This window comes from Pseudomonas sp. GW821-FHT01A09 (assembly GCF_058986725.1).
Genome location: NZ_JBYSWB010000012.1, coordinates 1 through 25,065 on the forward strand (window position 1 = coordinate 1; position 25,065 = coordinate 25,065).

General features: G+C 62.3%; 24 protein-coding genes. 7 read left to right on the forward strand and 17 right to left on the reverse strand.

Features of this window, described 5'->3' with window-relative positions; translation table 11 throughout:
- Positions 1–408 precede the first annotated feature (408 nt).
- Positions 409–825 carry an NUDIX hydrolase gene (locus AC3WJP_RS15150; protein ID WP_493724236.1) on the forward strand — a complete coding sequence of 139 codons (417 nt, stop codon included), beginning with the start codon at positions 409–411 and terminating at the stop codon, positions 823–825.
- On the opposite strand, the gene metR is transcribed toward AC3WJP_RS15150, so the two are convergent.
- Positions 809–1,726, reverse strand: coding sequence for a transcriptional regulator MetR (gene metR / locus AC3WJP_RS15155; RefSeq protein WP_493724235.1), 918 nt, complete (start codon positions 1,724–1,726; stop codon positions 809–811). The two genes, AC3WJP_RS15150 and metR, sit on opposite strands and share 17 nt — an antisense overlap.
- Positions 1,727–1,833: 107 nt before the next feature.
- Here metR and metE point away from each other — a divergent pair, with 107 nt between their 5' ends.
- The gene (metE, locus tag AC3WJP_RS15160) at positions 1,834–4,143 is read left to right on the forward strand and encodes a 5-methyltetrahydropteroyltriglutamate--homocysteine S-methyltransferase (RefSeq protein ID WP_493724234.1); all 2,310 of its coding nucleotides are present in this window, start codon (positions 1,834–1,836) and stop codon (positions 4,141–4,143) included.
- 29 nt (positions 4,144–4,172) lie between these two features.
- Here metE and aauR read toward each other — a convergent pair whose 3' ends face one another.
- From aauR to AC3WJP_RS15210, 10 genes are all read right to left on the reverse strand, one after another.
- A complete protein-coding gene (aauR, locus tag AC3WJP_RS15165; protein WP_493724233.1) occupies positions 4,173–5,498 on the reverse strand; it encodes a two-component response regulator AauR in 1,326 nt (441 codons plus the stop codon).
- Positions 5,495–7,396: a sensor histidine kinase gene (locus AC3WJP_RS15170; RefSeq protein ID WP_493724232.1), complete on the reverse strand. Its 1,902-nt coding sequence runs from the start codon at positions 7,394–7,396 to the stop codon at positions 5,495–5,497. The genes aauR and AC3WJP_RS15170 overlap by 4 nt, the downstream gene beginning before the upstream one ends.
- 137 nt (positions 7,397–7,533) lie before the next feature.
- Positions 7,534–8,268, reverse strand: coding sequence for an amino acid ABC transporter ATP-binding protein (locus AC3WJP_RS15175; RefSeq protein ID WP_493724231.1), 735 nt, complete (start codon positions 8,266–8,268; stop codon positions 7,534–7,536).
- Positions 8,265–8,933, reverse strand: a complete 669-nt coding sequence (locus tag AC3WJP_RS15180; RefSeq protein ID WP_493724238.1) for an amino acid ABC transporter permease — start codon at positions 8,931–8,933, stop codon at positions 8,265–8,267. The genes AC3WJP_RS15175 and AC3WJP_RS15180 overlap by 4 nt, the downstream gene beginning before the upstream one ends.
- Positions 8,930–9,676 carry an amino acid ABC transporter permease gene (locus AC3WJP_RS15185; protein ID WP_493724230.1) on the reverse strand — a complete coding sequence of 249 codons (747 nt, stop codon included), beginning with the start codon at positions 9,674–9,676 and terminating at the stop codon, positions 8,930–8,932. Before AC3WJP_RS15185 ends, AC3WJP_RS15180 begins: the two co-directional genes overlap by 4 nt.
- Positions 9,677–9,751: 75 nt before the next feature.
- Entirely contained in the window at positions 9,752–10,666 is a 915-nt protein-coding gene (locus AC3WJP_RS15190; RefSeq protein WP_493724229.1) for a glutamate/aspartate ABC transporter substrate-binding protein, read from the reverse strand.
- A gap of 354 nt (positions 10,667–11,020) precedes the next feature.
- Positions 11,021–12,556: a glycerol-3-phosphate dehydrogenase gene (glpD, locus tag AC3WJP_RS15195; RefSeq protein WP_493724228.1), complete on the reverse strand. Its 1,536-nt coding sequence runs from the start codon at positions 12,554–12,556 to the stop codon at positions 11,021–11,023.
- Between the two features lie 213 nt (positions 12,557–12,769).
- Complete coding sequence (locus AC3WJP_RS15200) at positions 12,770–13,525, reverse strand: DeoR/GlpR family transcriptional regulator (protein WP_493724227.1); 756 nt, start codon at positions 13,523–13,525, stop codon at positions 12,770–12,772.
- A gap of 181 nt (positions 13,526–13,706) precedes the next feature.
- Positions 13,707–15,209, reverse strand: coding sequence for a glycerol kinase GlpK (glpK, locus tag AC3WJP_RS15205; RefSeq protein ID WP_493724226.1), 1,503 nt, complete (start codon positions 15,207–15,209; stop codon positions 13,707–13,709).
- A 55-nt stretch (positions 15,210–15,264) separates the two neighbouring features.
- Positions 15,265–16,122, reverse strand: a complete 858-nt coding sequence (locus AC3WJP_RS15210; protein WP_493724225.1) for an MIP/aquaporin family protein — start codon at positions 16,120–16,122, stop codon at positions 15,265–15,267.
- A 325-nt stretch (positions 16,123–16,447) separates the two neighbouring features.
- Between AC3WJP_RS15210 and ybaK the strand changes: the two genes are divergently transcribed.
- Together ybaK and AC3WJP_RS15220 are read left to right on the forward strand one after the other, a co-directional pair.
- Entirely contained in the window at positions 16,448–16,918 is a 471-nt protein-coding gene (gene ybaK / locus AC3WJP_RS15215) for a Cys-tRNA(Pro) deacylase (protein ID WP_493724224.1), read from the forward strand.
- A gap of 39 nt (positions 16,919–16,957) precedes the next feature.
- A complete protein-coding gene (locus AC3WJP_RS15220) occupies positions 16,958–17,740 on the forward strand; it encodes a PhzF family phenazine biosynthesis protein (RefSeq protein WP_493724223.1) in 783 nt (260 codons plus the stop codon).
- A 3-nt stretch (positions 17,741–17,743) separates the two neighbouring features.
- Here the strand turns inward: AC3WJP_RS15220 and AC3WJP_RS15225 are convergent, their stop codons facing one another.
- Both AC3WJP_RS15225 and argF read right to left on the reverse strand, forming a co-directional pair.
- Positions 17,744–18,778, reverse strand: coding sequence for an ABC transporter ATP-binding protein (locus AC3WJP_RS15225; RefSeq protein ID WP_493724222.1), 1,035 nt, complete (start codon positions 18,776–18,778; stop codon positions 17,744–17,746).
- Positions 18,775–19,695 (reverse strand): ornithine carbamoyltransferase, encoded by a 921-nt coding sequence (argF, locus tag AC3WJP_RS15230; RefSeq protein ID WP_493724221.1) that lies wholly within the window; start codon positions 19,693–19,695, stop codon positions 18,775–18,777. Before argF ends, AC3WJP_RS15225 begins: the two co-directional genes overlap by 4 nt.
- 473 nt (positions 19,696–20,168) lie before the next feature.
- On the opposite strand from argF, the gene plzR reads away from it, so the two are divergent.
- Together plzR and grxD are read left to right on the forward strand one after the other, a co-directional pair.
- On the forward strand, positions 20,169–20,468 hold the full coding sequence (gene plzR, locus AC3WJP_RS15235) for a PlzR type 4 pili assembly inhibitor (protein ID WP_493724220.1): 300 nt from the start codon (positions 20,169–20,171) through the stop codon (positions 20,466–20,468).
- A gap of 112 nt (positions 20,469–20,580) precedes the next feature.
- Positions 20,581–20,928, forward strand: a complete 348-nt coding sequence (gene grxD, locus AC3WJP_RS15240; protein ID WP_493724219.1) for a Grx4 family monothiol glutaredoxin — start codon at positions 20,581–20,583, stop codon at positions 20,926–20,928.
- Positions 20,929–21,041: 113 nt separating this feature from the next.
- On the opposite strand, the gene bfr is transcribed toward grxD, so the two are convergent.
- From bfr to pyrC, 4 genes are all read right to left on the reverse strand, one after another.
- Complete coding sequence (gene bfr / locus AC3WJP_RS15245; RefSeq protein ID WP_493724218.1) at positions 21,042–21,518, reverse strand: bacterioferritin; 477 nt, start codon at positions 21,516–21,518, stop codon at positions 21,042–21,044.
- Between the two features lie 201 nt (positions 21,519–21,719).
- The gene (locus tag AC3WJP_RS15250; RefSeq protein WP_493724237.1) at positions 21,720–21,938 is read right to left on the reverse strand and encodes a bacterioferritin-associated ferredoxin; all 219 of its coding nucleotides are present in this window, start codon (positions 21,936–21,938) and stop codon (positions 21,720–21,722) included.
- Positions 21,939–22,149: 211 nt separating this feature from the next.
- Complete coding sequence (gene rnt, locus AC3WJP_RS15255; protein WP_493724217.1) at positions 22,150–22,824, reverse strand: ribonuclease T; 675 nt, start codon at positions 22,822–22,824, stop codon at positions 22,150–22,152.
- The gene (pyrC, locus tag AC3WJP_RS15260) at positions 22,821–23,867 is read right to left on the reverse strand and encodes a dihydroorotase (protein ID WP_493724216.1); all 1,047 of its coding nucleotides are present in this window, start codon (positions 23,865–23,867) and stop codon (positions 22,821–22,823) included. The genes rnt and pyrC overlap by 4 nt, the downstream gene beginning before the upstream one ends.
- A gap of 130 nt (positions 23,868–23,997) precedes the next feature.
- On the opposite strand from pyrC, the gene AC3WJP_RS15265 reads away from it, so the two are divergent.
- The gene (locus AC3WJP_RS15265) at positions 23,998–25,044 is read left to right on the forward strand and encodes a flagellar protein MotY (protein WP_493724215.1); all 1,047 of its coding nucleotides are present in this window, start codon (positions 23,998–24,000) and stop codon (positions 25,042–25,044) included.
- Positions 25,045–25,065: the final 21 nt, after the last annotated feature.

Here is a 25,065-nt window from a genome sequence, read left to right on the forward strand (position 1 = left end):
GCGCTCCAGCCTGGGCGGCGCCCCTCCAGCAGGCCGCGTGGAGGCTTCTGAATCGGTGGTCCCCCGGCATGGATGCCGGGGGAGCCGCGCTGAGCCATGGACGGCGATTCGCGGCGTGCCACCGATTCTGAAGCCGGAACGCGGGAACCCCGAGCGTCAGCGAGGGGCCAATGTGGGGCGCCGCCCAGGCTGGAGCGCAAGCAGGGCCTGCACACAAATCCCCATCCCACCGCCTACAAGCCGTTGCCGTTGCCGTTGCCGTTGCCGTTGCCGTTGCCGTTGCCGTTGATGTTGCTGTCGTGACCCTCAATACCCTTCCCGACACAATTGGAGCAAATCCCGCTATGACCTTGGCGATCAAGCCCCCTCATGCGATCCTGCGCCGCCTTCATTCAGGACGAACCCCCAATGCCGAAAATGATCCATATAGCGGCCGCCTTGCTGCTCGACGCCCAAGGGCAAACCCTACTGGTGCGCAAGCGTGGCACCACCGCCTTCATGCAGCCCGGCGGCAAGATCGAGGCTCATGAACAGCCTGTCGAGGCGCTGGCCCGGGAACTGTTCGAAGAGCTGGGGCTGACCATCGAGGCTCGGCAGGCGGAGTATCTTGGCCAGTTCAGCGCCCCAGCTGCCAACGAGCCGGGATTCGAAGTACGCGCCGAGCTGTTTCGCCTGCACTGCGCCGGCGCCGTGCACCCCGCCGCTGAAATCGAAGAGGCGCGCTGGGTCGACATTGATCAGGTCGAGCATCTTGAACTGGCACCGCTGACCCGCGACCTGATCCTGCCGTTGCAGCGCCAGGCCGTCCTCAACGCGCCGCGCTGACCCCGTCCAGCGTCGAGAACGAGGTGTCCTTGGCAGTCAGCAAAAAGTCCCGCATGTACGGCGCATCGAGCATGTCGGTGCGCACCGCCGCGTACAAGGTCGCGAACAGGCCCTTGTCGCCCAAGCGCTTGGCCTTCACATAGCCGCGCGAACTGTACTCGTGCAAGGCCCAGTGGGGCATGCCGCACACGCCACGGCCGCTGGCCACCAGTTGCATCATCATCACCGTCAGCTCGGCCGTGCGCACCTGTCCGGGTTCGATGTCGGCGGGTTCGAGGAAACGCGTGAAGATGTCCAGGCGGTCGCGTTCCACGGGGTAGGTGATCAGCGTCTCACTGGCCAGATCCTCGGGCACGATGAACGGCTTGCTGGCCAGTGGGTGCTGATTGGCCACGGCGAGCATCGCCTCGTAAGTGAACAGCGGCACATAGGTGATACCGGCCAGCTCCACCGGGTCGGACGTCACCACCAGGTCGAGATCGCCGCGGGCCAGGGCTGGTAGTGGTGCGAAGGCGAAGCCCGAGGCCAAGTCGAGTTCCACCTCGGGCCAGGCATCGCGGAATTGGTCGATGGTCGGCATCAGCCACTGGAAGCAACTGTGGCATTCGATTGCCATGTGCAGGCGCCCGGCAGTGCCGCCGGCGAGCCGCGCGATATCGCGTTCGGCGCCGCGCAGCAACGGCAGGGCGGCGTCGGCCAGTTGCAGCAGCCGCAGCCCGGCACTGGTGAAGCGGATCGGTTTGGTCTTGCGCATGAACAACTGCATGCCCAGGCGCTCTTCTAGCTCCTTGAACTGGTGAGACAGCGCCGACTGGGTCAGGTGCAGGCGTTCGGCGGCTTCCACCAGGCTGTCGGCTTCGCGCAGGGCGTGCAGGGTCTTGAGATGACGAATTTCCAGCACCGTCGTGCTCCATGAATGATATTTGAGTTGAAAGCGAATTTATTGAGTTTGTCTCATGTTGTCTTCCCTGTCGACAATGGCGCCATCTTTTACAGGGAGCACATTTCATGGCACTGGCCCACAACCTCGGATTTCCCCGCATCGGCGCCGACCGCGAACTCAAGAAGGCCCAGGAGGCCTATTGGAAGGGCGATCTCGATCAGGCCAGCCTGCTGGCCGTCGGCCGCGAGCTGCGCGCCCGTCATTGGCAATTGCAGAAGGACGCCGGCATCGAACTGCTGCCCGTGGGCGATTTCGCCTGGTACGACCAAGTGCTGGGTCACTCCCTGGCGCTGGGCGTCATCCCCGAACGCTTCGCCACGCTCAAGGGTGCCGACGGCCGACCGACCCTCGATACGCTGTTCGCCATGGCTCGTGGTGCCAGCACCTGCTGTGGCGGTGAGCCCGGCAAGGCGCAATACGCTCAGGAACTGACCAAGTGGTTCGACACCAACTACCACTACCTGGTCCCGGAGTTCAGCGCCGACCAGCGCTTCCTGCTCAGTTGGGACCAGCTGTTCGAAGAGGTCGACGAGGCGCTGGCGCTGGGCCATAAGGTCAAGCCGGTATTGATCGGGCCGCTGACCTACCTGTGGCTCGGCAAGGCCAAGGGGGCCGAGTTCGACAAGCTCGACCTGCTCGAACGCCTGTTGCCGGTGTACGGCGAAATCCTCAGCCGCCTGGCCCGCCAAGGCGTGGAGTGGGTGCAGATCGACGAGCCGATCCTCGGCCTGGACCTGCCGCAGGCCTGGAAAAACGCCTTCGAGCGCGCCTACCACATCCTCCAGTACTCGCCCCTCAAGAAGCTGATCGCCACCTATTTCAGCGGTCTCGAAGACAACCTGGGGCTGGCTGCCGGTCTGCCGGTCGATGGCCTGCACGTGGACCTGGTGCGCGCCCCCGAGCAACTGCCGGCGGTGCTCGATCGCCTGCCCAGTTACAAGGTGCTGTCGCTGGGTGTGGTCAACTGCCGCAACGTCTGGCGCTGCGATCTGGACCAGGCCCTGGCGTTGTTGCGCGAGGCCGCCCAGCGCTTTGGCAACAATCTGTGGGTGGCGGGTTCCTGCTCCATGCTGCACAGCCCGGTGGACCTTGGCCGTGAAGACAAACTCGACGCCGAGCTCAAGAGCTGGCTCGCCTTCGCCGTGCAGAAGTGCGGCGAGATCGCCTTGTTGGCCCAGGCGCTGGACGCGCCCCAGGCTGCGCACGTGCTGCAAGCGCTGGCTGCCAGCCGTGCGGTACTGCAGAGCCGCGAGCAATCGGCGCGCATTCACAAGCCTGAAGTGCAAGCGCGTCTGAAAGCGGTGACTGCCGCCGACAGTCAGCGCCAGTCACCCTTCGCCCAGCGCATCGAAGCACAGCGTGCGCGCCTGCAACTGCCAGCCTTCCCGACCACCACCATCGGCTCGTTCCCGCAGACCTCGGCCATCCGCCTGGCGCGTCAGGCGTTCAAGCAAGGCAAGCTCTCGGCCAATGATTACACCGACGCGATGCACAGCGAGATCCGCCACGCGGTGCAGGTACAGGAGCGCCTGGGGCTGGATGTGCTGGTGCATGGCGAGGCCGAGCGCAACGACATGGTCGAGTACTTCGCCGAGCAGCTGGAGGGTTACCTGTTCACCCGCTTCGGCTGGGTCCAGAGCTACGGCTCGCGCTGCGTCAAGCCGGCGATCATCTACGGCGATTTGAGCCGCCCGCAGGCCATGACCGTGGCCTGGATCGAATACGCGCAACGCCAGACCGACAAGGTCATGAAAGGCATGCTGACCGGGCCGGTGACCATGCTGATGTGGTCGTTCCCGCGCGAAGACGTATCGCGTCAGGTGCAGGCGCAGCAGCTGGCGCTGGCGATTCGCGACGAAGTGGTGGATCTGGAGCGAGCCGGCATCAAGATCGTGCAGATCGACGAAGCCGCCTTTCGTGAGGGCTTGCCGCTGCGTCGGGCGCAATGGCAGGCGTATCTGGATTGGGCGGTCGAGGCCTTCCGCCTGTGTGCCAGCAGCGTGCGGGACGAAACGCAGATCCATACCCACATGTGCTACAGCGAATTCAACGACGTGATCGAAGCGATTGCGGCCATGGATGCCGATGTCATCACCATCGAGACCTCGCGCTCGGACATGGAACTGCTGCAAGCCTTTGAAGCCTTCGACTACCCCAACGACATCGGCCCTGGTGTCTATGACATCCACTCGCCGCGGGTGCCCGACAGCGCCGAGATGGTCAAACTGATGACCAAGGCGATCCAGCGCATCCCGGCCGAGCGCCTGTGGGTCAACCCGGACTGCGGTCTCAAGACCCGTGCCTGGCCCGAGACCGAAGCGGCGCTAGTGAACATGGTGGCGGCGGCGCGGCAGTTGCGCCGCCAATTGGCGTAAGGGGGCAGAGGCTCTGACCGCCCCGGCCGTCAGCCCAGGCCGTACTTCTTGACCTTGTCGAACAGGGTGGTCTTGGCCATGCCCAGCTCCTGGCTGGCCTGGCTCTGATTGCCGCCACTGCGCTGCAGCGCCTCGCTGAGCAGATTGCGCTCGAAGGCCTCCACCGCCTCGGCGAAATTCGCCGGCTGCTGCAGGGCATCGCTGGCGCTCTTCTTGAACGCCGGCAGGCCCAGCGCATGGCGTTCGGCAACGTTGCGCAGTTCGCGCACGTTGCCCGGCCAGTCGTGGCTCATCAAGCGCGATACGGTGCTGGCATCCAGCGGCGCCGGGTCGCGGTCGAAGCGCAATGCCGACAATTGCAGGAAGTGCTCGAACAGCATGAGGATGTCCTCACGGCGCTCGCGCAAGGGCGGCAGCTCCAGGGTCACCACGTTGAGGCGGTAGTACAGGTCGCTGCGGAACTGCCGCTGCTGGCTCAGCGCTTCCAGGTCGGACTTGGTCGCGGCGATGACCCGGCAATCGACCTCGATGCTCTGGTTCGAGCCCAGCCGCTCCAGGGTGCGCTCCTGCAGCACCCGCAGCAGCTTGATCTGCATCGACATCGGCATGCTCTCGATCTCGTCGAGGAACAACGTGCCCTGATCGGCATGTTCGATCTTGCCGATGCGGCGCTTGCCGGCGCCGGTAAAGGCGTTGGCTTCATGGCCGAAGATCTCGCTGTCGAACAGGCTCTCCGGCAAGCCGCCGCAATTGAGTGCGACAAAGGCGTTGCCCTGACGCCGGCTGAAGTCGTGCAGACAGCGCGCGACCAACTCCTTGCCGGTGCCGGTTTCCCCCTCGATCAGCACGTTGGCCGAGGTGTCGCCGACGTTGGCGATCAGCTCGCGCAGGTTCTCCATGGCCGGCGAGCGGCCGATGATGCGCGTCTCCAGCGCCGAGCGACCGGCCAGCTGGCGCCGCAGCGAACTCACCTCGCGTGCCAGGCCGCGATGCTCCAGGGCGCGGCGCACCACATCGACCAGGCGCTCCGGGGAAAAGGGCTTTTCCATGAAGTCGTACGCACCGGCGCGCATCGCCCCGACCGCCATGGAGATGTCGCCATGGCCGGTGATCAAGACGACTGGCAGGCTTGGGTCGCGGGCCTTCAACTGGTCGAGCAGTTGCAGGCCATCGATGCCAGGCAGGCGGATATCGCTGACGACGATACCGGCGAAGTCGTCGCCGATCCGCGCCAGCGCCTCCTCGGCGCTGCCGACCCCTTCGCTGACGATGTCTTCAAGGGCCAAGGCCTGCTGGCAGCCCAGCAACACATGGGGATCGTCTTCGACGATCAAAACGCTCAAGGGCTGGTTCATGCTGTGGGACTCGTCAAAAGGGGCGTGCCCAAAGGCAGGCTGAGGATGAACACGGTGCCGTCGGGGCCGGAGCTTTCCATGCCCAGATGGCCGCCGGCGGCAGCGGCGAGGCTGGCCGACAGCGTCAGGCCGAGGCCCAGGCCGTGGTCGCCCGGCTTGGTGGTGAAGAAGGGTTCGAACAGGTGCTCACGGGCCTCGCCGCTGATGCCATGGCCATTGTCGCGCACCCGCAGGCGGTATTTGCCGGACGCTTGCTGCTGATCCAGTTCGCTGCTCAGCCACAGTTGCGGCTCGGCCTGGCTTTGCATGGCGTCCAGCGCATTGCCGATCAGGTTGACGAGAATCTGTTCGAGGCGGGTCTGATCGATGGGCAGCTGGGCGGCGGCCACATCACGGTTTATCTGCACGCCCTGCAAGCGCGCTTCCAGCAGTTGCAGCGCGGCATCGATCGCGCCGGTCAGAGACGCCTGGCCCTTGTCGTCACCGCGCCGGGCGAAGGCGCGCAGGCTGGCGGTGATACGACCCATGCGGTCGATCAGATCGTTCATGGTGCGCAGGTTGGTGCTGGCGGTGTCGAGGGCACCGCGCTCGAGAAAGCGCACGGTGTTGCCCGACAGGGTGCGCAGCGCCGCCAGCGGCTGGTTGAGCTCGTGGGCGATGCTGGTAGACATCTGCCCGATGGCCGCCAGCTTGCCGGCCTGCACCAGTTCGTCCTGGGCCTTGCGCAGGGTATCTTCAGCCTGGCGCCGTTCGCGGATCTGGCCCTTGAGCCGCTCGTTGCTGGCGCGCAGGTCGCTGGTGCGTTCGGTGATGCGCCGCTCCAGCAGGTTATTGGCTTCTTCCAGTGCTTCGCGGGCCGCCAAGCGGGTGGCGATGACCTTGCGCCGCTCGTTCCAGGCGATCAGCAGGATGGTGCACAGGGCGAAGGCCACCGCCACCAGCACACCGTGGATGATGGCTTCGCGGCGCTGGTCCTGCAGTGGGGTGAGCAAGGTGAATTGCCAGCGCGAGTCGTTCAGCGGTTGGCTCTGGGCCAGATACGCGGTGTTGCTGTGCAACCTGTCGTTGCTTGGGAAGGTGAGTTTTTCGATGCCATCGGTCAGGGTTTCCCGCGCCAGCGGCTGCAGTTCCGAGAACGGCGTCCAGTAGTACTGCAGGCTGCGGGCCAGGCGCTCCTTGATGTCAGGCGACAACGGGCGGGTCGATTTGAGTCGGCGCTCGGGATCGCTGGAAAGAATGATGATGCCGTTCTCGTCGCTGACGAAGGTCTCCAGGTGCGCCCGTTGCCACAGCGATTCCAGCGCCTGCAATTGCACCTTGATGACGGCCACGCCGATGATCCGGCCGTTCTGTTCCAGGCCGTGGGCCAGGTAGTAGCCGGGCTCGCCCGAGGTGCTGCCGATGCCGTAGAAGCGCCCTTGCAGGCCGCGGATGGCATCCTGGAAGTACTGCCGAAAGGCCAGGTCTTCACCGACATAGCTGTCGCTGTCGCGCCAGTTGCTGCTGGCCTGCACCCGGCCGCTGGTGTCGAGCACGTAAATGGCGCGGCTGTTGCTGCGCCGATTGAGGCCGTCCAGGTATTCGTTGACCGGGCCGCGGTGGTCGGCGTCCGGGTGCGCAAGCAGGGCCGAGACGGTGTTTTCCAGCTCCAGCAGGCTGGGCAGGTAGGTGTAGCGGTTGATTTCGCTCTCGACCGCCCGCGCTTGCAGTTCCAGCTGGCGCTGGCCGCTTTCGCTGAGGCTACGGATACCGGCGCGATCGCTGATCCAGAAGCCGAGGTAACCCAGGCCGAGCATCAGGGCGACCAGCAGGGGAGGCAGGAACACTTGGCGGATCAGTCGGGGTTTCACGGCGAGATCGGGCGGCGCGGCGCGAAATTGAGAGGGAGCGCATTTCATCACAGTCGCCTTGGGCCGACCAGCATCATAAACCTGTAGCGAGGGGGCTCGCCCCCGAAAATGCTCTCAGCGACCTGTTCATTGCTGGTCAACCATTCGGGGGCAAGCCCCCTCGCTACGGGGGGTAGGGGCGGCTGTCAGTGTTGCAGGATTTTCGCCAGGAACTGCTGGGCGCGCTCGGAGCGTGCGCTGACATCGCCGAAGAATGCTTCCTTCTGGCAGTCTTCGACGATCTGCCCCTGATCCATGAAAATCACCCGATTGGCGACCTTGCGGGCGAAGCCCATCTCGTGGGTCACGCACATCATGGTCATGCCCTCTTGGGCCAGTTGCACCATGACGTCGAGCACCTCGTTGACCATTTCCGGATCGAGCGCCGAAGTCGGCTCGTCGAACAGCATCACCACCGGGTCCATCGCCAAGGCGCGGGCGATCGCCACACGCTGTTGCTGGCCGCCGGAAAGTTGTCCCGGATGCTTGTGGGCATGGGCCTTGAGGCCAACGCGATCAAGCAGTTGCAAACCCTTTTGCGTGGCCTCTTCCTTGCTGCGGCCCAGCACCTTGATTTGCGCGATGGTGAGGTTTTCGGTGATGGTCAGGTGCGGGAACAGCTCGAAATGCTGGAACACCATGCCGACTCGCGAGCGCAGCTTGGGCAGATTGGTCTTGGGATCGGCGATCGAGGTACCGTCGACCACGATGTCACCCTGCTGAAAGGGCTCCAGGGCGTTGACGCACTTGATCAGGGTCGACTTGCCCGAACCCGATGGCCCGCAGACCACCACCACTTCGCCCTTTTTGACTTCGGTGCTGCAATCGGTCAGCACCTGGAATTCGCCATACCACTTGTTGATGTTCTTGATGGAAATCATACGGCCAACCTTTTCTGCAGACGTTTGACCAGCAGCGATACGCTGAAGCTGATCACGAAGTACACCGCACCCGCGAACAACAGGAACTCATTGGCCTGGCCAATGATGTCGCCATTGGCGCGGGCAGCATTGAGAAAGTCCACCAGGCCGACGGTGTAGACCAGCGAGGTGTCCTGAAACAGGATGATGCTCTGCTGCAACAGCAGCGGCGTCATCTTGCGGAACGCCTGGGGCAGGATGATCAGGCGCATGGTCTGGCCGTAGGTCATGCCCAGTGCCTGCGCCGCGCCCATCTGGCCCTTGGCGATCGACTGCACGCCGGCCCGCACGATTTCGCAGAAGTACGCGGCCTCGAACATCATGAACGCCACCACGCAAGAGGTGAACGCGCCGACCGGGGTGTCCTGGCCGGTGATCCAGCGCAGCACGAACGGCACCGCCAGGTAGAACCAGGTGATCACCAGCAGCAGCGGGATAGAGCGGAAGTAATTGACGTAGGCCCCGGCGATGCGCGAGAGCAGCTTGCTCGGCGACAGGCGCATGAGCGCCAGCAGGGTGCCCAGGACGATGCCGCCGACGATGCCCATGACCATCAACTGCAAGGTCATCAGCATGCCGTTCCACAGGCCGGGCAGGGCTGGGATGATGCCACTGAAGTCCATTATTTACCCCCCAGGGAGATCAGCCCGGGCACCGCGACTTTCTTCTCGATCAGGCGCATCAGCAGCATCAGGCCCATGTTCAAGGTGAAGTAGATCAGCGTCGCCAGGGTGAAGGCTTCGAACAGGTTGGCGGAGAATTCGGCGGTCTGCTTGGTTTGCGCCAGCAGCTCCATGAGGCCGATCAGCGAGGCCACCGAAGAGTTCTTGAAAACGTTGAGAAACTCCGAGGTAAGCGGCGGAATGATCACCCGATAGGCTTGCGGCAGCAGCACGTTCCAGTAGATCTGCGGCAGGCGAAAGCCCATGGCGCGAGCGGCCGATTCCTGACCGCGGGGCAGGGCTTCGATACCGGTGCGCACCTGTTCGCAGACCCGTGCTGCGGTGAACAGCCCCAGGCACACGACCACGCTGAGGAAGGCCGAGGTGGTCGGGTTGAGGTCCTGCTTGTACCACTCCTGCAGATGTTCCGGCAGCAAGTCGGGCACCAGAAAGTACCAGATGAACAGCTGCACCAGCAGCGGCACATTGCGAAACAGTTCGACATAAGCGGTGGCGATGCCAGCCACCCAGCGGTTGGGCAGCGTGCGCATCACCCCCAACAGCGAGCCGAGCACCAGCGCGATCAGCCAGGCGACGATGCTGATACCGATGGTCCAGCCCAGGCCGGCGATGTACCAGTCGAGGTAGATCTCGCTGCCGACACCGGTGGATTTGAAGAACACGCTCCAATCCCAGTTGTAATTCATAGGGTCTCCCCTCTGTAGCGAGCCACGGTTGCTCACTGGCGCGCGCGATGGCGGGCCAGTGAGTTCAGTCAGTTGTTACTGCTTTTTTTCCGGGGCGGGCTGGTCGCTGGGGTTGGCGATCAGTTGCTTGAGCTCGTCGCTCATCGGGAAGTTCAGGTTCAGGCCCTTCGGTGGGATCGGCTGGGTGAACCACTTGTTGTAGATACCGTTGATGTCGCCTGAGGCGAAGGTTGCCTTGATGGCGTCATCGACCGCCTTTTTGAACGGCTCATCGCCCTTGCGCATCATGCAGCCATAGATTTCATAGGACTGCGCGGTGCCGGTGACGGCCCAGTCGCCAGGCTTCTTGGCCTTGGCCATTTCACCGGCCAGCAAGGCGTCGTCCATCATGAAGGCCACAGCGCGGCCTGACTCGAGCATCTGGAAGGACTCGCCGTGGTCCTTGGCCGAGATGATGTTCATGCCCATCTGCTTGTCGGCGTTCATCGACTTGAGCAGGCGTTCGGAGGTGGTGCCGGCGGTGGTCACCACGTTTTTGCCCTTGAGGTCGTCGAAGTCCTTGTAGGCCGAGCCTTCCTTGGACAGCAGACGGGTGCCGATCTCGAAAATGCCTACCGAGAACGCCACTTGTTGCGCGCGTTCGGCGTTGTTGGTGGTGGAGCCGCATTCGATGTCGACGGTGCCGTTCTGTACCAGTGGGATACGCGTCTGGGAAGTGACCAGGTTGTAGTTGACCTTCAGGTCCGGCATGTCCAGGTCTTTTTTCAGGGCCTCGACGATCTTGAGCTGGATGTCATGGGAGTAGCCCACGGGTTTGCCCGAGGCATCGGCCATGTAGGAAAACGGAATGGAGGCATCGCGGTGGCCGAGGGTGATGGTCCCGGACTCCTTGATCTTTTTCAGGGTACCGGTGAGCTCGGCGGCGAATACGGGGGTGCTGATCAGTGCGGCGGTAATGGCAACGCCCAACAGGTGGGGAACGATACGCATCGACTACTCCTCGAACATTGTTTTTTTTATGGAGCCCGCAGGCTCGCTCGGGCGAACGCTCTGCCTTGCTGCAGAACATCCGATGCAAAGCATAGAGCAGGAGTCATGCCAGACCGTGCACGGGCCGGTTCTGTATTGATTTGAAAGGGATTTTATTAAGTGCGAGGAGGTTGCGCGGGGGAGATTCGTACGGGTTTGCGAATGCCTGGCGTGGGAGCATTCGGAAATCCGAACGCTCGACGTACCCCACTGTAGCGGGGGGGCTTGCCCCCGATCAAATGGTCAGACGCTGATGCCTTGGCTGTCTGACGGTTTTCGGGGGCAAGCCCCCTCGCTACAAGAGTGGAATTGGAGTCAGGCGGCGACCGTGCCGCTGGCCTGCTTGGCCTTGTCCAGGTAGCGCGCCAGGTTGGCCTGCTCGTCGGGAGTGGTGAACAGGCCGAGCTTGGTGCGGCGCCAGAGAATGTCCTGGGCCTCCACCGCCCATTCGTGGCTGCGCAGGTAATCGACTTCGCGGCTGTACAGGCCGCCACCCAGGTGTTCACCCAGATCGCTGAGCGCTTGCACGCCTTCGAGCAATTGCCAGACGCGGCTGCCGTAGGTGATCGACCAACGTTGAGCCAGGCCCTGCGGGAGCCAGCCGAAACGGTTCTGCAGCGTCTGCGCCAGTGCCTGCGGCGTGGTCATGTCTTCGCCGCCGGGCAGGGTCGCCTTGGCGGTCCAGGGCGCGGTCATCTGCTTGAAGAACGGCGCCAACTGGGCCATGGCCGACTCGGCCAGCTTGCGGTAGGTGGTCAGCTTGCCGCCGAACACCGACAGCAACGGCGCCTCTTGCGCCGAACCGCTGAGCGACAGGGTGTAGTCGCGGGTAATGGCCGACGGGTTGTCCGACTCGTCGTTGCACAGTGGGCGCACACCGGAGTAGGTGGTGATGATGTCGTCGCGGGTCAGCTGCTTTTTGAAGTGCGCGTTGACCACGTTCAGCACGTAGTCGGTCTCGCCCTCGGTAATGGCAACCTTGGACGGATCGCCGGTGTATTCGCGGTCGGTGGTGCCCAGAATGGTGAAGCGCTGCAGGTAAGGAATGGCGAACACGATGCGCTGATCCTCGTTCTGCAGAATGAAGGCGTTCTCGCCCTCGTACAGCTTGGGCACGATCAGGTGGCTGCCCTGGATCAGGCGGATACCGTAGGGAGAATCCAGTTTCAGGTCTTCCCGGATGAACTTGGCGACCCAGGGTCCGCCGGCATTGACCAGCGCCTTGGCGATGATCGAGAAGCGCGAGCCATCGGCGCGTTCCAGTTGCACCAGCCACTGGCTGCCCACGCGCTGAGCGCTCAGGCAACGGGTGCGGGTATGAATGTGCGCGCCGTTTTCACGGGCGGCGATGGCGTTGAGCACCACCAGGCGTGCGTCATCGACCCAGCAGTCGGAGTATTCGAAACCGCGGCTGATCACGGGCTTGAGCGGGCTGTCGGCACCGAAGCGCAGGCTGCGCGAGCCTGGCAGTTTTTCCCGCTTGCCCAGGTGGTCATAGAGAAACAGGCCGGCACGGATCATCCACGCCGGGCGCAGGTGCGGGCGGTGCGGCAGCACGAAGCGCATGGGCTTGACGATGTGTGGCGCCTTGGCCAAGAGGACTTCACGCTCGGCCAGTGCTTCGCGCACCAGGCGAAATTCATGATGCTCCAGATAACGCAGGCCGCCGTGGATCAATTTGCTGCTGGCGGAAGACGTGTGGCTGGCCAGGTCGTCCTTTTCGCACAGGAAGACCGACAGGCCTCGACCGGAAGCATCCGCAGCGATGCCGACACCATTGATGCCGCCACCGATCACGGCAACGTCGTAAACCTCGGCCAGCGGTGGGGTGGGCACGGTTGAATGGGGCATCGGGCAGCCTCCTGGGCGTTATTGCGGCGAAAATTATTAGAGTGATTTCGAACATTGATGTTCGATTCCGAAAATACTAGCGCAATAGCGAAGGGGTATCCAGTCGAATTCGATTGAATTTATTGATGGGCGAAGGCGAGAAAGGAACATTAACGAACATTTTCGGGCGCGAAGGGCCCTGGATCGGGAGGGGCGAGGGCCCCTCACCGTTGGTCATACGACTTCGAGACGGACCTTATGCTGGCTCAGCAACTGCGTGAGCGATGCCACGGGTGGCTGATCGGTCACCAGGCAGTCGATCAGGCTGATCGGCCCCAGGCGAACCATGGCGTTGCGCCCGAACTTGCTGGAGTCGGCGGCGAGGATGACTTGCCGCGCGTTGGCGATGATCGCCTGAGACACCCGCACCTCTTGATAGTCGAAGTCCAGCAGGCTGCCGTCTTCGTCGATGCCGCTGATGCCCACCAGCGCGTAATCGACCTTGAATTGGTTAATGAAATCGACACTGGCCTGGCCCACGACGCCACCGTCGCGGCGCACGTTGCCACCGGCCAACAGCACTTCGAAATCATCCTTGCCGCTGAGGATGGAGGCCACGTGCAGGTTGTTGGTGATGACCTTCAGCTGGTTGTGGTTGAGCAGGGCGCGGGCAATGGATTCGGTGGTGGTGCCGATGTTGATGAACAGCGAGGCGTGATCTGGAATCTGCGCGGCGATGGCTTCGGCGATGCGCTGTTTTTCGTCGCGCATCTGATCGGCGCGCATGGCGTAGGCGGTGTTTTCGATACTGGAGTCGTAGGCCGCACCGCCGTGGTAGCGACGCAGCAGGTTGCTCTCGGCAAGCTGGTTGATGTCGCGGCGGATGGTCTGCGGGGTCACGACGAACAGCTGGGCCATTTCTTCGATACTGACGTAGCCGCGTTCGCGGACCAGTTCGATGATTTGTTGTTGGCGCGGAGGCAGGTTCATGGGCATTCCTTCGGGCTGCCGTACAAATTCCCCCATGATGCCGCAGGTTGAGTGTCAGAGCCAGCGTGGCTGCCAACCCTGTGGTGAGGGGCTTGCTCCCGATACGGTGTGTCAGCTACAGATGAGTCGACTACAGCACCGTATCGGGAGCAAGCCCCCTCGCCACCGTGGCGAACCGCAATCAATCGGCGTCGTGCGGTTCCCAGTCGCGGGTGCGCTCGACCGCTTTCTGCCAGCCGGCATAGAGCTTCTCTTTTTCCGCATCGTCCAGCAGCGGCTCGAACTCGCGCTCGATCACGGCCTTGCCGCGCAGCTCATCCAGGCTCTTCCAGAAGCCACAGGCCAGACCCGCCAGATACGCCGCGCCCAGTGCCGTGGTCTCGCGCATTTGCGGGCGCTCGACGTGGGTGCCGAGGATGTCGGCCTGGAACTGCATCAGGAAGTTGTTGGCCACTGCGCCGCCGTCCACACGCAGTGCCTTCAGGCGTTCGCCGGAATCCTGCTGCATGGCGTCCAGTACGTCGCGGGTCTGGTAGGCGATCGATTCCAGTGCGGCACGGATGATGTGGTCGACCTTGACCCCACGGGTCAGCCCGAACAGCGCGCCACGGGCGTACGGGTCCCAGTAGGGCGCGCCCAGGCCGGTGAAGGCCGGTACCAGATACACGCCGTTGCTGTCCTTGACCTTGCTGGCGAAGTACTCGGTGTCATAGGCATCGTTGACCAGTTTGAGCTCGTCGCGCAGCCACTGCACGGTGGAGCCGCCGTTGAATACCGCGCCTTCCAATGCGTAGGCGACTTCGCCGCGAGGGCCACAGGCGATGGTGGTGAGCATGCCGTGCTTGGACTCGACCGCCTTGGAGCCGGTGTTCATCAACAGGAAGCAGCCGGTGCCATAGGTGTTCTTGGCCTGGCCTGGCTCTACGCACATCTGCCCGAACAGCGCCGCCTGCTGGTCGCCGGCGATACCGCCGATGGCGATGCCGCTCTTGGTGCGGCCGTAGATTTCGGAGGACGACTTGACCTCTGGAAGCATCTCGCGCGGGATGTCCAGGGTTTCGAGCATCTTGGCGTCCCACTCCAGCGTATGGATGTTGAACAGCATGGTGCGCGAGGCGTTGGTGAAGTCGGTGACGTGGGTCTTGCCGCCGGTGAATTTCCAGATCAGCCAGCTATCGACGGTGCCGAACAGCAGCTCGCCGCGGCGCGCGCGTTCGCGGCTGCCTTCGACGTTGTCCAGAATCCACTTGAGTTTGGTGCCGGAGAAATAGGGGTCGATGACCAGGCCCGTGGTGGCCTTGATGTATTCCTCCATGCCGTCGCGCTTGAGCTGCTGGCAGATCTCGGCACTGCGTCGGCACTGCCAGACCACCGCGTTATAGATCGGCCGGCCGCTTTCCTTCTCCCAGACCACGGTGGTTTCGCGCTGGTTGGTGATGCCGATGCAGGCAACCTGATCATGGTGCAGGCCGGCTTTGGCCAGCACTTCGACCATGGTCGCGCTCTGCGTGGCGAAGATTTCCATCGGATCGTGTTCGACCCAACCCGGCTGCGGGTAATGCTGGGTGAATTCGCGCTGCGAGGTGCAGACCACATTGGCGTCGCGATCGAAGATGATCGCCCGCGAACTGGTGGTGCCCTGGTCAAGGGCGATGATGTAGTTCTTGTTCTGGATATCGGTCATGGCGATGGCCTTGCGCAAAAAGTGGATGGATCAGCACGGTGGGGCACGCAGCTGGTCAGGCTCGGGCCTTGTCCCCGGCAATGTTTTCAGCGTTATCAGCGACTATAGGCTCTGGTACGGCGACGGGCAGATTGCGGCCGATCAGCAACCGGTAGGCGCCGGCGCCCAGGCAGGCGCCTATGATCGGGGCAAAGATGGGAATCAGGAAGTAGGGGATATCGCGACCGCCAGTGAAGGCGATGTCACCCCAGCCAGCGAAGAAGGTCATCAGCTTGGGGCCGACGTCCCGTGCCGGGTTCATCGCGAAGCCGGTCAAGGGCCCCATGGAGCTGCCGATGACCGCCACCAGCAGGCCGATCAACAGCGGTGCCAACGGACCGCGGCGCACGCCGTTGTTGTCGTCGGTCAGCGCCATGATCACCGCCATCAGAATGGCGGTAATGACCATTTCGACCAGAAACGCCTGGGCGGTGCTCAAGGCTGGATGCGGGTAGGTCGAGAAGACCGAAGCCAGCTGCAGGCTTTCGACGCTGCCACGCACCATGTGATGGGTTTGTTCGTAATCGAAGAATAGCGAGCTGTAGAGCGTGTACACCAGCGCGGCGCCGCAGAAGGCGCCGGCGACCTGGGCGACGATGTAAAACGGCAGTTTGCGTTTTTCGAAACCGGCGAACACGCACAAGGCGATGCTCACCGCCGGGCTCAGATGCCCCCCTGACACCCCGGCGCTCAAATACACCCCGAGACTCACGCCCACACCCCAGATGATGCTGATTTCCCATAAGCCGAAGCTGGCGCCCGCGACCTTGAGCGCGGCGACGCAACCGGTACCGAAAAAAATGAACAGTGCGGTTCCGAGGAACTCGGCCACACATTGACTGGACAACGTCGGTTGCTGGATAGACTGGGTCATGCGGTACCTCGTTTTTGTTTTTGTCTGGCGCCGTTCTGGCGCTCTGTATTGTCCCGACCGTAAAACCCCATCACGGTCGGCGGTATTGCGGCGAATAGTCGCGTTTGAGCGCGGAATCTTCACAAACGAAAAAATATAGACAAGAAACGCATATGTCAAAGGTCGAAAGTGAACCGGCGGCCATTATATGACCGCCGGGGTAAGCGATGGCGGCGAAAAGACTTCGGAATGTGTCGGTCAAGGGGGAAAAATACCGCCGGATCAGCCAGAATCCATGAGCGCTGGCGAAACAGGCCGGCGTCTTCCTTGAATTGCAGGAGCCCCCATGACACCCGCTTTGGACCTGTTGAAAAAAGCCCGCGCCGAACATCGGATTCACAGTTACGAGCATGACCCCAAGGCGCCGTCCTATGGCCTGGAGGCGGCGGAAAAACTTGGCCTGCAACCTGAGCAGGTGTTCAAGACCCTGCTGGCCGCCACTGAACGCCACGAATTGCTGGTGGCGGTCGTGCCGGTAGTCGGCAGCCTCGATCTCAAGGCGCTGGCCCAGGCCGCGGGCGTGAAGAAGTGCGAGATGGCCGACCCAGCCGCAGCGCAGCGCTCTACTGGCTATCTGCTGGGCGGCATCAGCCCATTGGGGCAGAAAAAACGCCTGCGAACTTTCATCGATCAATCGGCTCAACCTTTTAGCACCATCTTCGTCAGCGCCGGCCGCCGTGGTCTCGAGGTGGAGTTGGCAGCATCGACGCTGGCCGAGCACACGCAGGCGCAGTTCGCCGCCATTGCCAAGGCCTGAGTTTTTCAACCGTCCTTCGCTTATTCGAGAGGTCTGGCCATGCCACTGGACTTTCACCAGGTTGATGCTTTCACCGAGCGTCCGTTCGCCGGTAATCCGGCCATGGTCTACCGTCTGGATGCCTGGCTGCCTGAGGAGCGCATGCAGCAGATCGCCGCAGAGCATAATCTGGCGGAGACGGCGTTCGTGGTGCATGAGGCGACGGGCTGGCATATCCGCTGGTTTACCCCGACCACCGAGGTACCGCTGTGCGGGCACGCCACCCTGGCGGCTGCCCATGTGCTGTTCGAACTCTATGGGGCGCCTGGCGATGTCATCGAGTTCGCCAGCAAATCCGGGCGTCTGAGCGTCACCCGCGAGGGCGGTCGGCTATGGCTGGATTTTCCGGTGATCGAACCCAGTGAGCTGGGGGTCACGGTCGATGTCGAGCGGGCGTTGCGCACGCCCGTGGTCGACGTGCTGGCGTCGATGTCGTTGCTGGTGGTGCTGGAGTCGGAAGCTGCGGTCAGGGCATGCAAGCCCGATTTCGCGGCGGTGGCGAAATTGCTGTGGCCGGGGGTGATCATCACGGCGCGGGGCGAGCATCACGATTTTGTCTCGCGCTATTTCGCCCCGGCCATCGGTATCAACGAAGATTCGGTCACGGGTGCCACGCACTGCAGCCTGATTCCCTATTGGTCGCATCGCTTGAACAAGACCTTGCTCAGCGCCTGGCAGTGTTCCGCGCGTGGCGGTGAGCTGGCGTGCCGTCTGGAGGACGATCGGGTGAAGATCGGCGGGTTTGTCCGCCTGGTGGCCAGCGGCAGATTGCTGGTGGACTAGCCGTCAGTTTGCGGCGGGAAAACTCACCAGTCGGGTTGTCGCCAAAGCCACACCGATCTCGCTTCCTTGCGCATGCTGCTGCTGGCTCGGCAGCAAAGCCTCTACCGCAGCGCCGCTGGGCAGCTGCAAGCGGTACAGAATCGAGGCGCCCTGGAACACCGCGCCCAGCACTCGCGCCCGCACCGGGCTGTCGGCAACGTATTGCAGGCTGTCCGGACGAAGCAAAACTTCGACGGCCTGCCCGGGCTTGACCTCGGCCTGCGTGTGCACCTCACCCAACTCGGTCATCACCCGCTGCCCTTGGCCTTGCTGACCCCGAATGAACAACCCCTGGCCGATAAAACGCGCGACGTAAGGCGTTTGCGGCGCGTGATAGAGGTTGTAGGGGGTATCCCACTGCTCCAGGCGGCCTTGTTTGAAAACGCCGACCTGATCGCTGACGGCAAAGGCCTCCTCTTGGTCATGGGTGACCAGAATGGCGCTGGTGCCGCGCTGCTTGAGAATATCGCGCACCTCATGGCTGAGGCGCCGGCGCAACTCGACGTCGAGGTTGGAGAACGGCTCGTCGAGCAGCAGCAACCGTGGCTGCGGTGCCAAGGCGCGGGCGAGGGCGACACGTTGCTGCTGGCCACCGGACAGCTCGTGGGGAAAGCGTTGCCCCAGCCCTTGCAGGTTGACCAGTTCGAGCATCTCATCGGCCAGCTTGCGCGCCTCGGCCTGCTGGCGAATGCCGAAGAGCACGTTATCGGTCACGCTCAGGTGGGGAAACAACGCGTAATCCTGGAACACCATGCCGATCCGGCGTTTTTCCGGAGCGAGGGTGAAGCCTGGCCGGGCGACAATTTCGCCGCCCAGGTGGATGCTGCCGCTGCAAACCGTTTCGAAGCCGGCGATGGCGCGCAGGGTGGTGGTCTTGCCGCAACCCGAAGCCCCCAGCAGGCAACCGATGTCGCCCGCCTGCAACTCCAGGTTCAACTGCTGGACGACCGGCCTGCCGCCATAGCCGCATGCCAGGTCCCGAAGCTCGAGCAGGCTCATGCTTCGTGATAGCCCGTCTCGACGAGGAATTCGAGCAGGGCTTTCTGAGCGTGCAGACGGTTCTCGGCCTGATCCCAAGCGACCGCACGAGGGTCGTCGAGCACGTCCATGCTGATTTCTTCGCCGCGATGGGCCGGCAGACAGTGCATGAACAGCACATCGCCGGCCGCCAGGTCGAGCAGTTCGCGGTTGACCTGATAGGGCGCGAACAGCTTAAGACGGCGGGCGGTTTCCTCTTCCTGGCCCATTGAGGTCCAGACGTCGGTACTCACCAGATGGGCGCCGCGTACGGCCTCTTTCGGATCACGGAAGATCTGCACGCGATCGCCGGCCTGGGCGACGAATGCGGGATTCGGCTCGAAGCCTTCCGGGCAGGCGATGCGCAGCTGGAAATCGAACTGGATGGCCGCTTCGATATAGCTGTTGCACATGTTGTTGCCATCCCCGACCCACGCCACGGTGCGGCCTTTGATCGAGCCGCGATGTTCGAGGAAGGTCTGCATGTCCGCCAGCAGCTGGCAAGGGTGCAGATCGTCGGACAGGCCATTGATCACCGGTACGCGGGAATTGGCCGCGAACTCGGTGAGATTGCTGTGGGCATAGGTGCGGATCATCATCACGTCGAGCATGCTCGACATGACGATGGCGCAATCGCCGATCGGCTCGCCGCGGCCCAATTGGGTATCGCGCGGCGACAGGAAGATCGCCTGGCCACCGAGCTGGATCATGCCGGCTTCGAAGGACAACCGGGTCCGGGTCGAGGACTTTTCGAAAATCATGCCCAGCACCCGGCCTTTCAATGGTTCGAACAGTACACCGCGGTTACGCAGGTCTTTGAGCTCGATCCCTCGACGAATGATGCCGACCAGCTCATCGGGCGTGCAATCCATCAGGGAGAGAAAGTGCCTTGCGCTCATCATTGACTACCTTTTTGCAACGGACCGCAGATCCTCTATAAGACCGTTTCGACAAAAACAGTTGAGACCTGCAGGCGAAAGCCGCACGGGGCGACGAAAATAAGGGAAGGACGCGATCGTATAAGAAAATGTCGCGCCTTACCAATGGCGGCTACCTTTTATCGATCGGTTTGCAAAAAATAATGCGTCCAACCCACGACAAAACCGCTATCGGCGTGCGACGGAAAAGAGTGCAACGAGTTATGACAAGCGCTTGTGAACAGCACTTTTCAGCGCCAGCTACTCGTAGCTTGGCCTGCGGTGACTTTTTGTACACCTGCGCCCCTGTCCATGGCAATGAACTCCCCGCAACGGCCCACTGTCATTGGTTAAGGCGGACAGTCCGCAATTCGCTGTGATCCGATGGCGGGACGTTCCATAAAATCCTTGGGTGAGATATATACTGTGTCCCATGCGATACAGGGAGTCGTGGAATGGATTCGAGAGAGCAACAATTGATGGAATTGCTGGGCATCACCGCCCGTACGTTGACCCATCTGACGGCATCGATGACCTCGATGTCGTTCGAGCTGCTGCGCAGTGACGACGCCGTCACCCGTGCCGCGGGCAAACGCATGATCGACCGCATGGCGACCATCAGCACCGGGCTTGACGAGCACTGGCGCTTGATTGGCGAGCTGACCGGCGTGCCATTGGCGCAGGAAGAAGTGGAGACCGTGCTGGAGATCCAGCTGCTCAATCCGCCTTCCACCGTGGTACCGCTGACCTCTTGAGCATGGAGGCGGATAGCCGATGGTCCCATGCTTGACCGTTTTGCTCGGCTTTTTGTTACCATTGGTCACCGTGCCGACATTCTGAGTCGGAAAGTTCAGCCGAGGTGCTCCAATGGATATCATCGAAACGATCAAAGACCAGATTGCCAACAACACCGTACTGCTCTACATGAAAGGTGCACCCAACGCACCGCAGTGCGGTTTTTCGGCCAAGGCATCGCAGTGCATCATGCAGTGCGGCGAAAAATTCGCTTACGTGGACATCCTGCAGAACCCGGAAATCCGCGCCAATCTGCCTAAATACGCCAACTGGCCGACCTTCCCACAACTGTGGGTCGGTGGTGAACTGATCGGCGGCAGCGACATCATCGCTGACCTGTTCGACAGCGGTGAACTGCAAAGCACCATCAAGGCCGCGGTCGAAAAGGCCAAGGCAGCGGAACCTCAGGCCAACGCCTGATTCCCCGTGGGGGCGGCCAAGCCCGCCCTCATCGCCAGAGGCGATGTGTCAAGCGCCCACAAAAAAGCCCGGCTTCCTTTACAGGAGCCGGGCTTTTTCGTGGCTGGGGGAAATCAGTCTTCTTCGCCCATGCTCGATTGCAGATAGTTTTCGATACCTACCTTGTCGATCAGCCCCAGTTGGGTTTCCAGCCAGTCGATATGTTCTTCTTCCGACTCGAGGATGTCTTCGAGCATTTCGCGGCTACCAAAGTCACCGACACTTTCGCAGTGGGCGATCGCGGCTTTGAGATCCTGATGGGCCTTGTGCTCGAGTTTGAGATCGCATTCGAGCATTTCCTGGGTGTGTTCGCCGATGAGGATCTTGCCCAGTTCCTGAAGGTTGGGGATGCCTTCGAGGAACAGAATGCGCTTGATGATCTTGTCGGCGTGCTTCATCTCATCGATGGATTCTTTGTACTCGAGCTTGCCGAGGCGATTCAGGCCCCAGTCCTCATACATGCGTGCATGCAGGAAGTACTGATTGATTGCAATCAGCTCATTCCCGAGGACCCTGTTGAGATGCTGGATAACACTGATATCGCCTTTCATGGTTGGCCCTCATCGGCTCTTTAACTGTCAATGAGCAGGAGTTTGAGCCCGGCCACCAAGACTGTCAAACCTAAGTTATTGAATAATAAGTGAAAATTAATCGGAATAAGAATGTTTGTGTTCCGCATCATGGTGCTAACTAATTGAATTGCATGCATAAAAAAACCGGACACTAGGTCCGGTTCTTTAAAAAACGAGTTTTCAAGCCGCTGTAAATTCTACTGGATAGGGTATGGCTGCCTGGGTCGCCTGAAGCCCAGTGAGGGTCTCGCGAACCACATCCTTGGCAAGGCATGCGCATTTACCACATTGCGAGGCTACGCCGGTTGCTTCCCGGACTTCACGATAGCTGCAGCAGCCTTCGTAGATTGCATCGCGGATTTGATGATCGGTGACACCTTTGCAGAGGCAGACGTACATAGAGAAAAACCGTCGCGGTGAAAAGCTGATGACGGAGATCTTAATGTTAATGAGAATGCTTGTCAAAGTACGAACATGAAGGATCTGTAACCGGCGATGAACGGTCTGAGCTTGAATGTAGCGAGGGGGCTTGCCCCCGAAAGGTGTATGGGCAACAGAACGTTGCTTGACATACTTTTCGGGGGCAAGCCCCCTCGCTACAAGACGAGTATTACTCGTCGTAATCAGGCCAACCGCCCATTTCCTTCCAGCGGTTGATGATCCCGCAGAACAGCTCGGCGGTCTTCTCGGTGTCATAGCGAGCCGAGTGCGCCTCGCGGCCGTCGAAATCGATATCCGCCGCCTGACAGGCTTTGGCCAGCACGGTCTGCCCGTAGGCCAGGCCGGCAAGAGTGGCCGTGTCAAAGCTCGAGAAGGGATGGAACGGGTTGCGTTTGATGTCGCCGCGCACCACGGCGGCGTTGAGGAAGCCCAGATCGAAGCTGCTGTTGTGGCCCACCAGGATCGCCCGCTTGCAGCCGTTGGCCTTCAGCGCCTTGCGCACGCCACGGAAGATGTCGGTCAGGGCGGCTTCTTCGCTCACCGCCATGCGCAGCGGATGGTCCAGCTTGATGCCGGTGAACTCCAGCGCCGCGGCTTCGATGTTGGCTCCCTCGAACGGTTCGACCCGGAAGAAGTAAGTGTGATCGGGGAACACGAAGCCTTTTTCGTCCATGCCGATGGTCGTCGCGGCGATCTCCAGCAGGGCGTCGGTGGCGCAATTGAAACCGCCGGTCTCTACATCGACGACTACGGGCAGGTAGCCGCGGAAGCGTGCGGCCATGGGATGGCGCGAACCGCCGCCACCGCTGCCTTCGGACTCGTCGTCGAACTGATCTTCACTCACGCATTTTTCTCCAGCAGGCGCCAGCGCAGTTTTTCACCGGCGCGCAGCGGGATGACAGTCTGCTCGCCGAACGGCAGGCTGACCGGGGCAGTCCATTCTTCACGGACCAGGGTGATGCTGTCGGTATTCACCGGCAAGCCGTAGAACGCCGGGCCGAACAGGCTGGCGAAGCCTTCGAGCTTGTCCAGCGCGTTGCGCTGTTCGAAGGCCTCGGCATACAGCTCGATGGCGCCGTAGGCGGTGTAGCACCCGGCGCAACCGCAGGCTGCTTCTTTGGCGTGCTGGGCGTGGGGCGCCGAGTCGCTGCCAAGGAAGAACTTCGGGTTGCCGCTGGTCGCGGCGTCCAGCAAGGCCACCTGATGGGTATTGCGCTTGAGGATCGGCAGGCAGTAGAAGTGCGGGCGAATGCCGCCGACCAGCATGTGATTGCGGTTGTACAGCAGATGCTGGCAGGTGATGGTCGCGGCGACGTTGGCCGGGGCCTCGGTGACGAACTGCGCGGCTTCGCTGGTGGTGATGTGTTCGAAGACGATCTTCAGTGTCGGGAAACGGTCGACCACACGGCGCAGATGCTCGTCGATGAAAAGTTTCTCGCGATCGAACACGTCGACCTCGCCACGAGTCACTTCACCGTGCACCAGCAGCAACATGCCCAGCTCGGCCATGGTTTCCAGGGCGGCGCTGATGTTGTCGAGGCTGGTGACCCCGGAGTCCGAGTTGGTGGTAGCGCCAGCCGGGTACATCTTGGCGGCGCGCACGAAGCCGGTGGCGAAGGCCGCACGGATATCTTCGGGCTGAGTGCGGTCGGTGAGGTACAGCGTCATCAGGGGCTCGAACGCGCTGCCGGCCGGGCGCGCATCGAGGATGCGCTGGCGGTAGGCGCCGGCATCGGCGGCGTTGCGCACCGGCGGTACCAGGTTGGGCATGATGATCGCGCGCCCGAAGGTGCGGGCCACGTCGGCTACGGTATGGGGAAGCACTGCGCCATCACGAAGATGGATGTGCCAGTCGTCGGGACGCAGGAGGGTCAGGCGGTCGGACATTGGGGATTCCAGGCGGGTCGAACTCCCGGCGAATGCTACCGGAAAACGGCGGTCCAGGCACTCGGTATCAAGTTTTGCCGCAACCGACCGATATCCCCAGAGTATGTAAAAGCAATCAGGGGAGTCTCCCGTGCGCCAGCTCTATCTAGCCCTATTCACTGCATTCGCCAGCGTGCCTGCCATGGCGCTGACTTTCCAGACGCGCATGGAGAATGCCGCATGGACCGTCGACGGCGATCAGTTCGAGTGCCGCTTGACCCAACCCGTCAATGGTTTTGGCACGGGCGGGTTCGTGCGCCGCGCCGGCGAGCAGGCCACTTTTCACCTGGCCTCGACCTCGTCGATGCTGGGCAACGGCTCGGCGACCTTGCTGGCCGCCGCTGCAGCCTGGCAGCCCGGGCGCAACGACATCAACCTGGGCGCCGTGCGTCTGGGCGCCGGCGACAATCTGCTGAGCAGTACTCAGGGGCAAGCCAGTCGGCTGCTCAACGGCTTGCTCGAAGGCCGTAGCGTCGTCGTCCGTGGCCCCGGCGAAGGCCCGCGCGGCACCGAGGTGCGGGTTCTGCCGATCAACTTCACCAAGGCTTACAGCGATTTTCAGATCTGCGCCGGCAAGCTGCTGGCGATGAACTTCGATCAGGTGCGCGAATCCCAGGTCGGTTTTCCCAAGGACATCGAGCTGGACGCTGCGGCGAAGAAACATCTGGATGTGATTCTCGCCTTCATGAAGGCCGATCCGACCGTCAACCATGTCGAGCTCGACGGCCACTCCGACAACAGCGGCAACCGCCTGACCAACCGTGATCTCTCGCGTCGTCGCGCCTTGGCGGTCATGGAGTACTTGAAGGCCAACGGCGTGCCCGAGGAGCATATCGTCGTGCGTTTTCATGGCGAGCAGTTCCCGCTGGTGCCGAACAATTCGCCGGCCAATCGTGCGCGCAATCGTCGGGTCAATATCGAGCTTGAGCGCGTGACCGGCGAGCAGAAAGCCGCTCCGGCGCCGTTCACGATGCCGCCAACGCCAGTGTCCAGTGCGCAAGCGCCAACTGCCGCACCGTCGGTGATACCGGTAACGGCCGCCAAGCCTGCTGCGCCAATTGCGCCCGCCGCTGCACCGACCGCCGGCGCAGCTCCGCTCAAGCCGGCGATACCGCCCGCCACGCCAGCCAAGCCCTGAAACACTGTGGGAGCCCGCTCC

What these genes read in the sequence shown, in the direction of transcription:
- AC3WJP_RS15150 (WP_493724236.1), top strand. Translation starts at nt 409, where the DNA reads ATGCCGAAAATGATCCATATAGCGGCCGCCTTGCTGCTCGACGCCCAA.
- metE (WP_493724234.1), top strand. Translation starts at nt 1,834, where the DNA reads ATGGCACTGGCCCACAACCTCGGATTTCCCCGCATCGGCGCCGACCGC.
- aauR (WP_493724233.1), bottom strand. Translation starts at nt 5,498, where the DNA reads ATGAACCAGCCCTTGAGCGTTTTGATCGTCGAAGACGATCCCCATGTG.
- AC3WJP_RS15170 (WP_493724232.1), bottom strand. Translation starts at nt 7,396, where the DNA reads ATGAAATGCGCTCCCTCTCAATTTCGCGCCGCGCCGCCCGATCTCGCC.
- AC3WJP_RS15175 (WP_493724231.1), bottom strand. Translation starts at nt 8,268, where the DNA reads ATGATTTCCATCAAGAACATCAACAAGTGGTATGGCGAATTCCAGGTG.
- AC3WJP_RS15185 (WP_493724230.1), bottom strand. Translation starts at nt 9,676, where the DNA reads ATGAATTACAACTGGGATTGGAGCGTGTTCTTCAAATCCACCGGTGTC.
- AC3WJP_RS15190 (WP_493724229.1), bottom strand. Translation starts at nt 10,666, where the DNA reads ATGCGTATCGTTCCCCACCTGTTGGGCGTTGCCATTACCGCCGCACTG.
- glpD (WP_493724228.1), bottom strand. Translation starts at nt 12,556, where the DNA reads ATGCCCCATTCAACCGTGCCCACCCCACCGCTGGCCGAGGTTTACGAC.
- AC3WJP_RS15200 (WP_493724227.1), bottom strand. Translation starts at nt 13,525, where the DNA reads ATGAACCTGCCTCCGCGCCAACAACAAATCATCGAACTGGTCCGCGAA.
- glpK (WP_493724226.1), bottom strand. Translation starts at nt 15,209, where the DNA reads ATGACCGATATCCAGAACAAGAACTACATCATCGCCCTTGACCAGGGC.
- AC3WJP_RS15210 (WP_493724225.1), bottom strand. Translation starts at nt 16,122, where the DNA reads ATGACCCAGTCTATCCAGCAACCGACGTTGTCCAGTCAATGTGTGGCC.
- ybaK (WP_493724224.1), top strand. Translation starts at nt 16,448, where the DNA reads ATGACACCCGCTTTGGACCTGTTGAAAAAAGCCCGCGCCGAACATCGG.
- AC3WJP_RS15220 (WP_493724223.1), top strand. Translation starts at nt 16,958, where the DNA reads ATGCCACTGGACTTTCACCAGGTTGATGCTTTCACCGAGCGTCCGTTC.
- AC3WJP_RS15225 (WP_493724222.1), bottom strand. Translation starts at nt 18,778, where the DNA reads ATGAGCCTGCTCGAGCTTCGGGACCTGGCATGCGGCTATGGCGGCAGG.
- argF (WP_493724221.1), bottom strand. Translation starts at nt 19,695, where the DNA reads ATGAGCGCAAGGCACTTTCTCTCCCTGATGGATTGCACGCCCGATGAG.
- plzR (WP_493724220.1), top strand. Translation starts at nt 20,169, where the DNA reads ATGGATTCGAGAGAGCAACAATTGATGGAATTGCTGGGCATCACCGCC.
- grxD (WP_493724219.1), top strand. Translation starts at nt 20,581, where the DNA reads ATGGATATCATCGAAACGATCAAAGACCAGATTGCCAACAACACCGTA.
- bfr (WP_493724218.1), bottom strand. Translation starts at nt 21,518, where the DNA reads ATGAAAGGCGATATCAGTGTTATCCAGCATCTCAACAGGGTCCTCGGG.
- AC3WJP_RS15250 (WP_493724237.1), bottom strand. Translation starts at nt 21,938, where the DNA reads ATGTACGTCTGCCTCTGCAAAGGTGTCACCGATCATCAAATCCGCGAT.
- pyrC (WP_493724216.1), bottom strand. Translation starts at nt 23,867, where the DNA reads ATGTCCGACCGCCTGACCCTCCTGCGTCCCGACGACTGGCACATCCAT.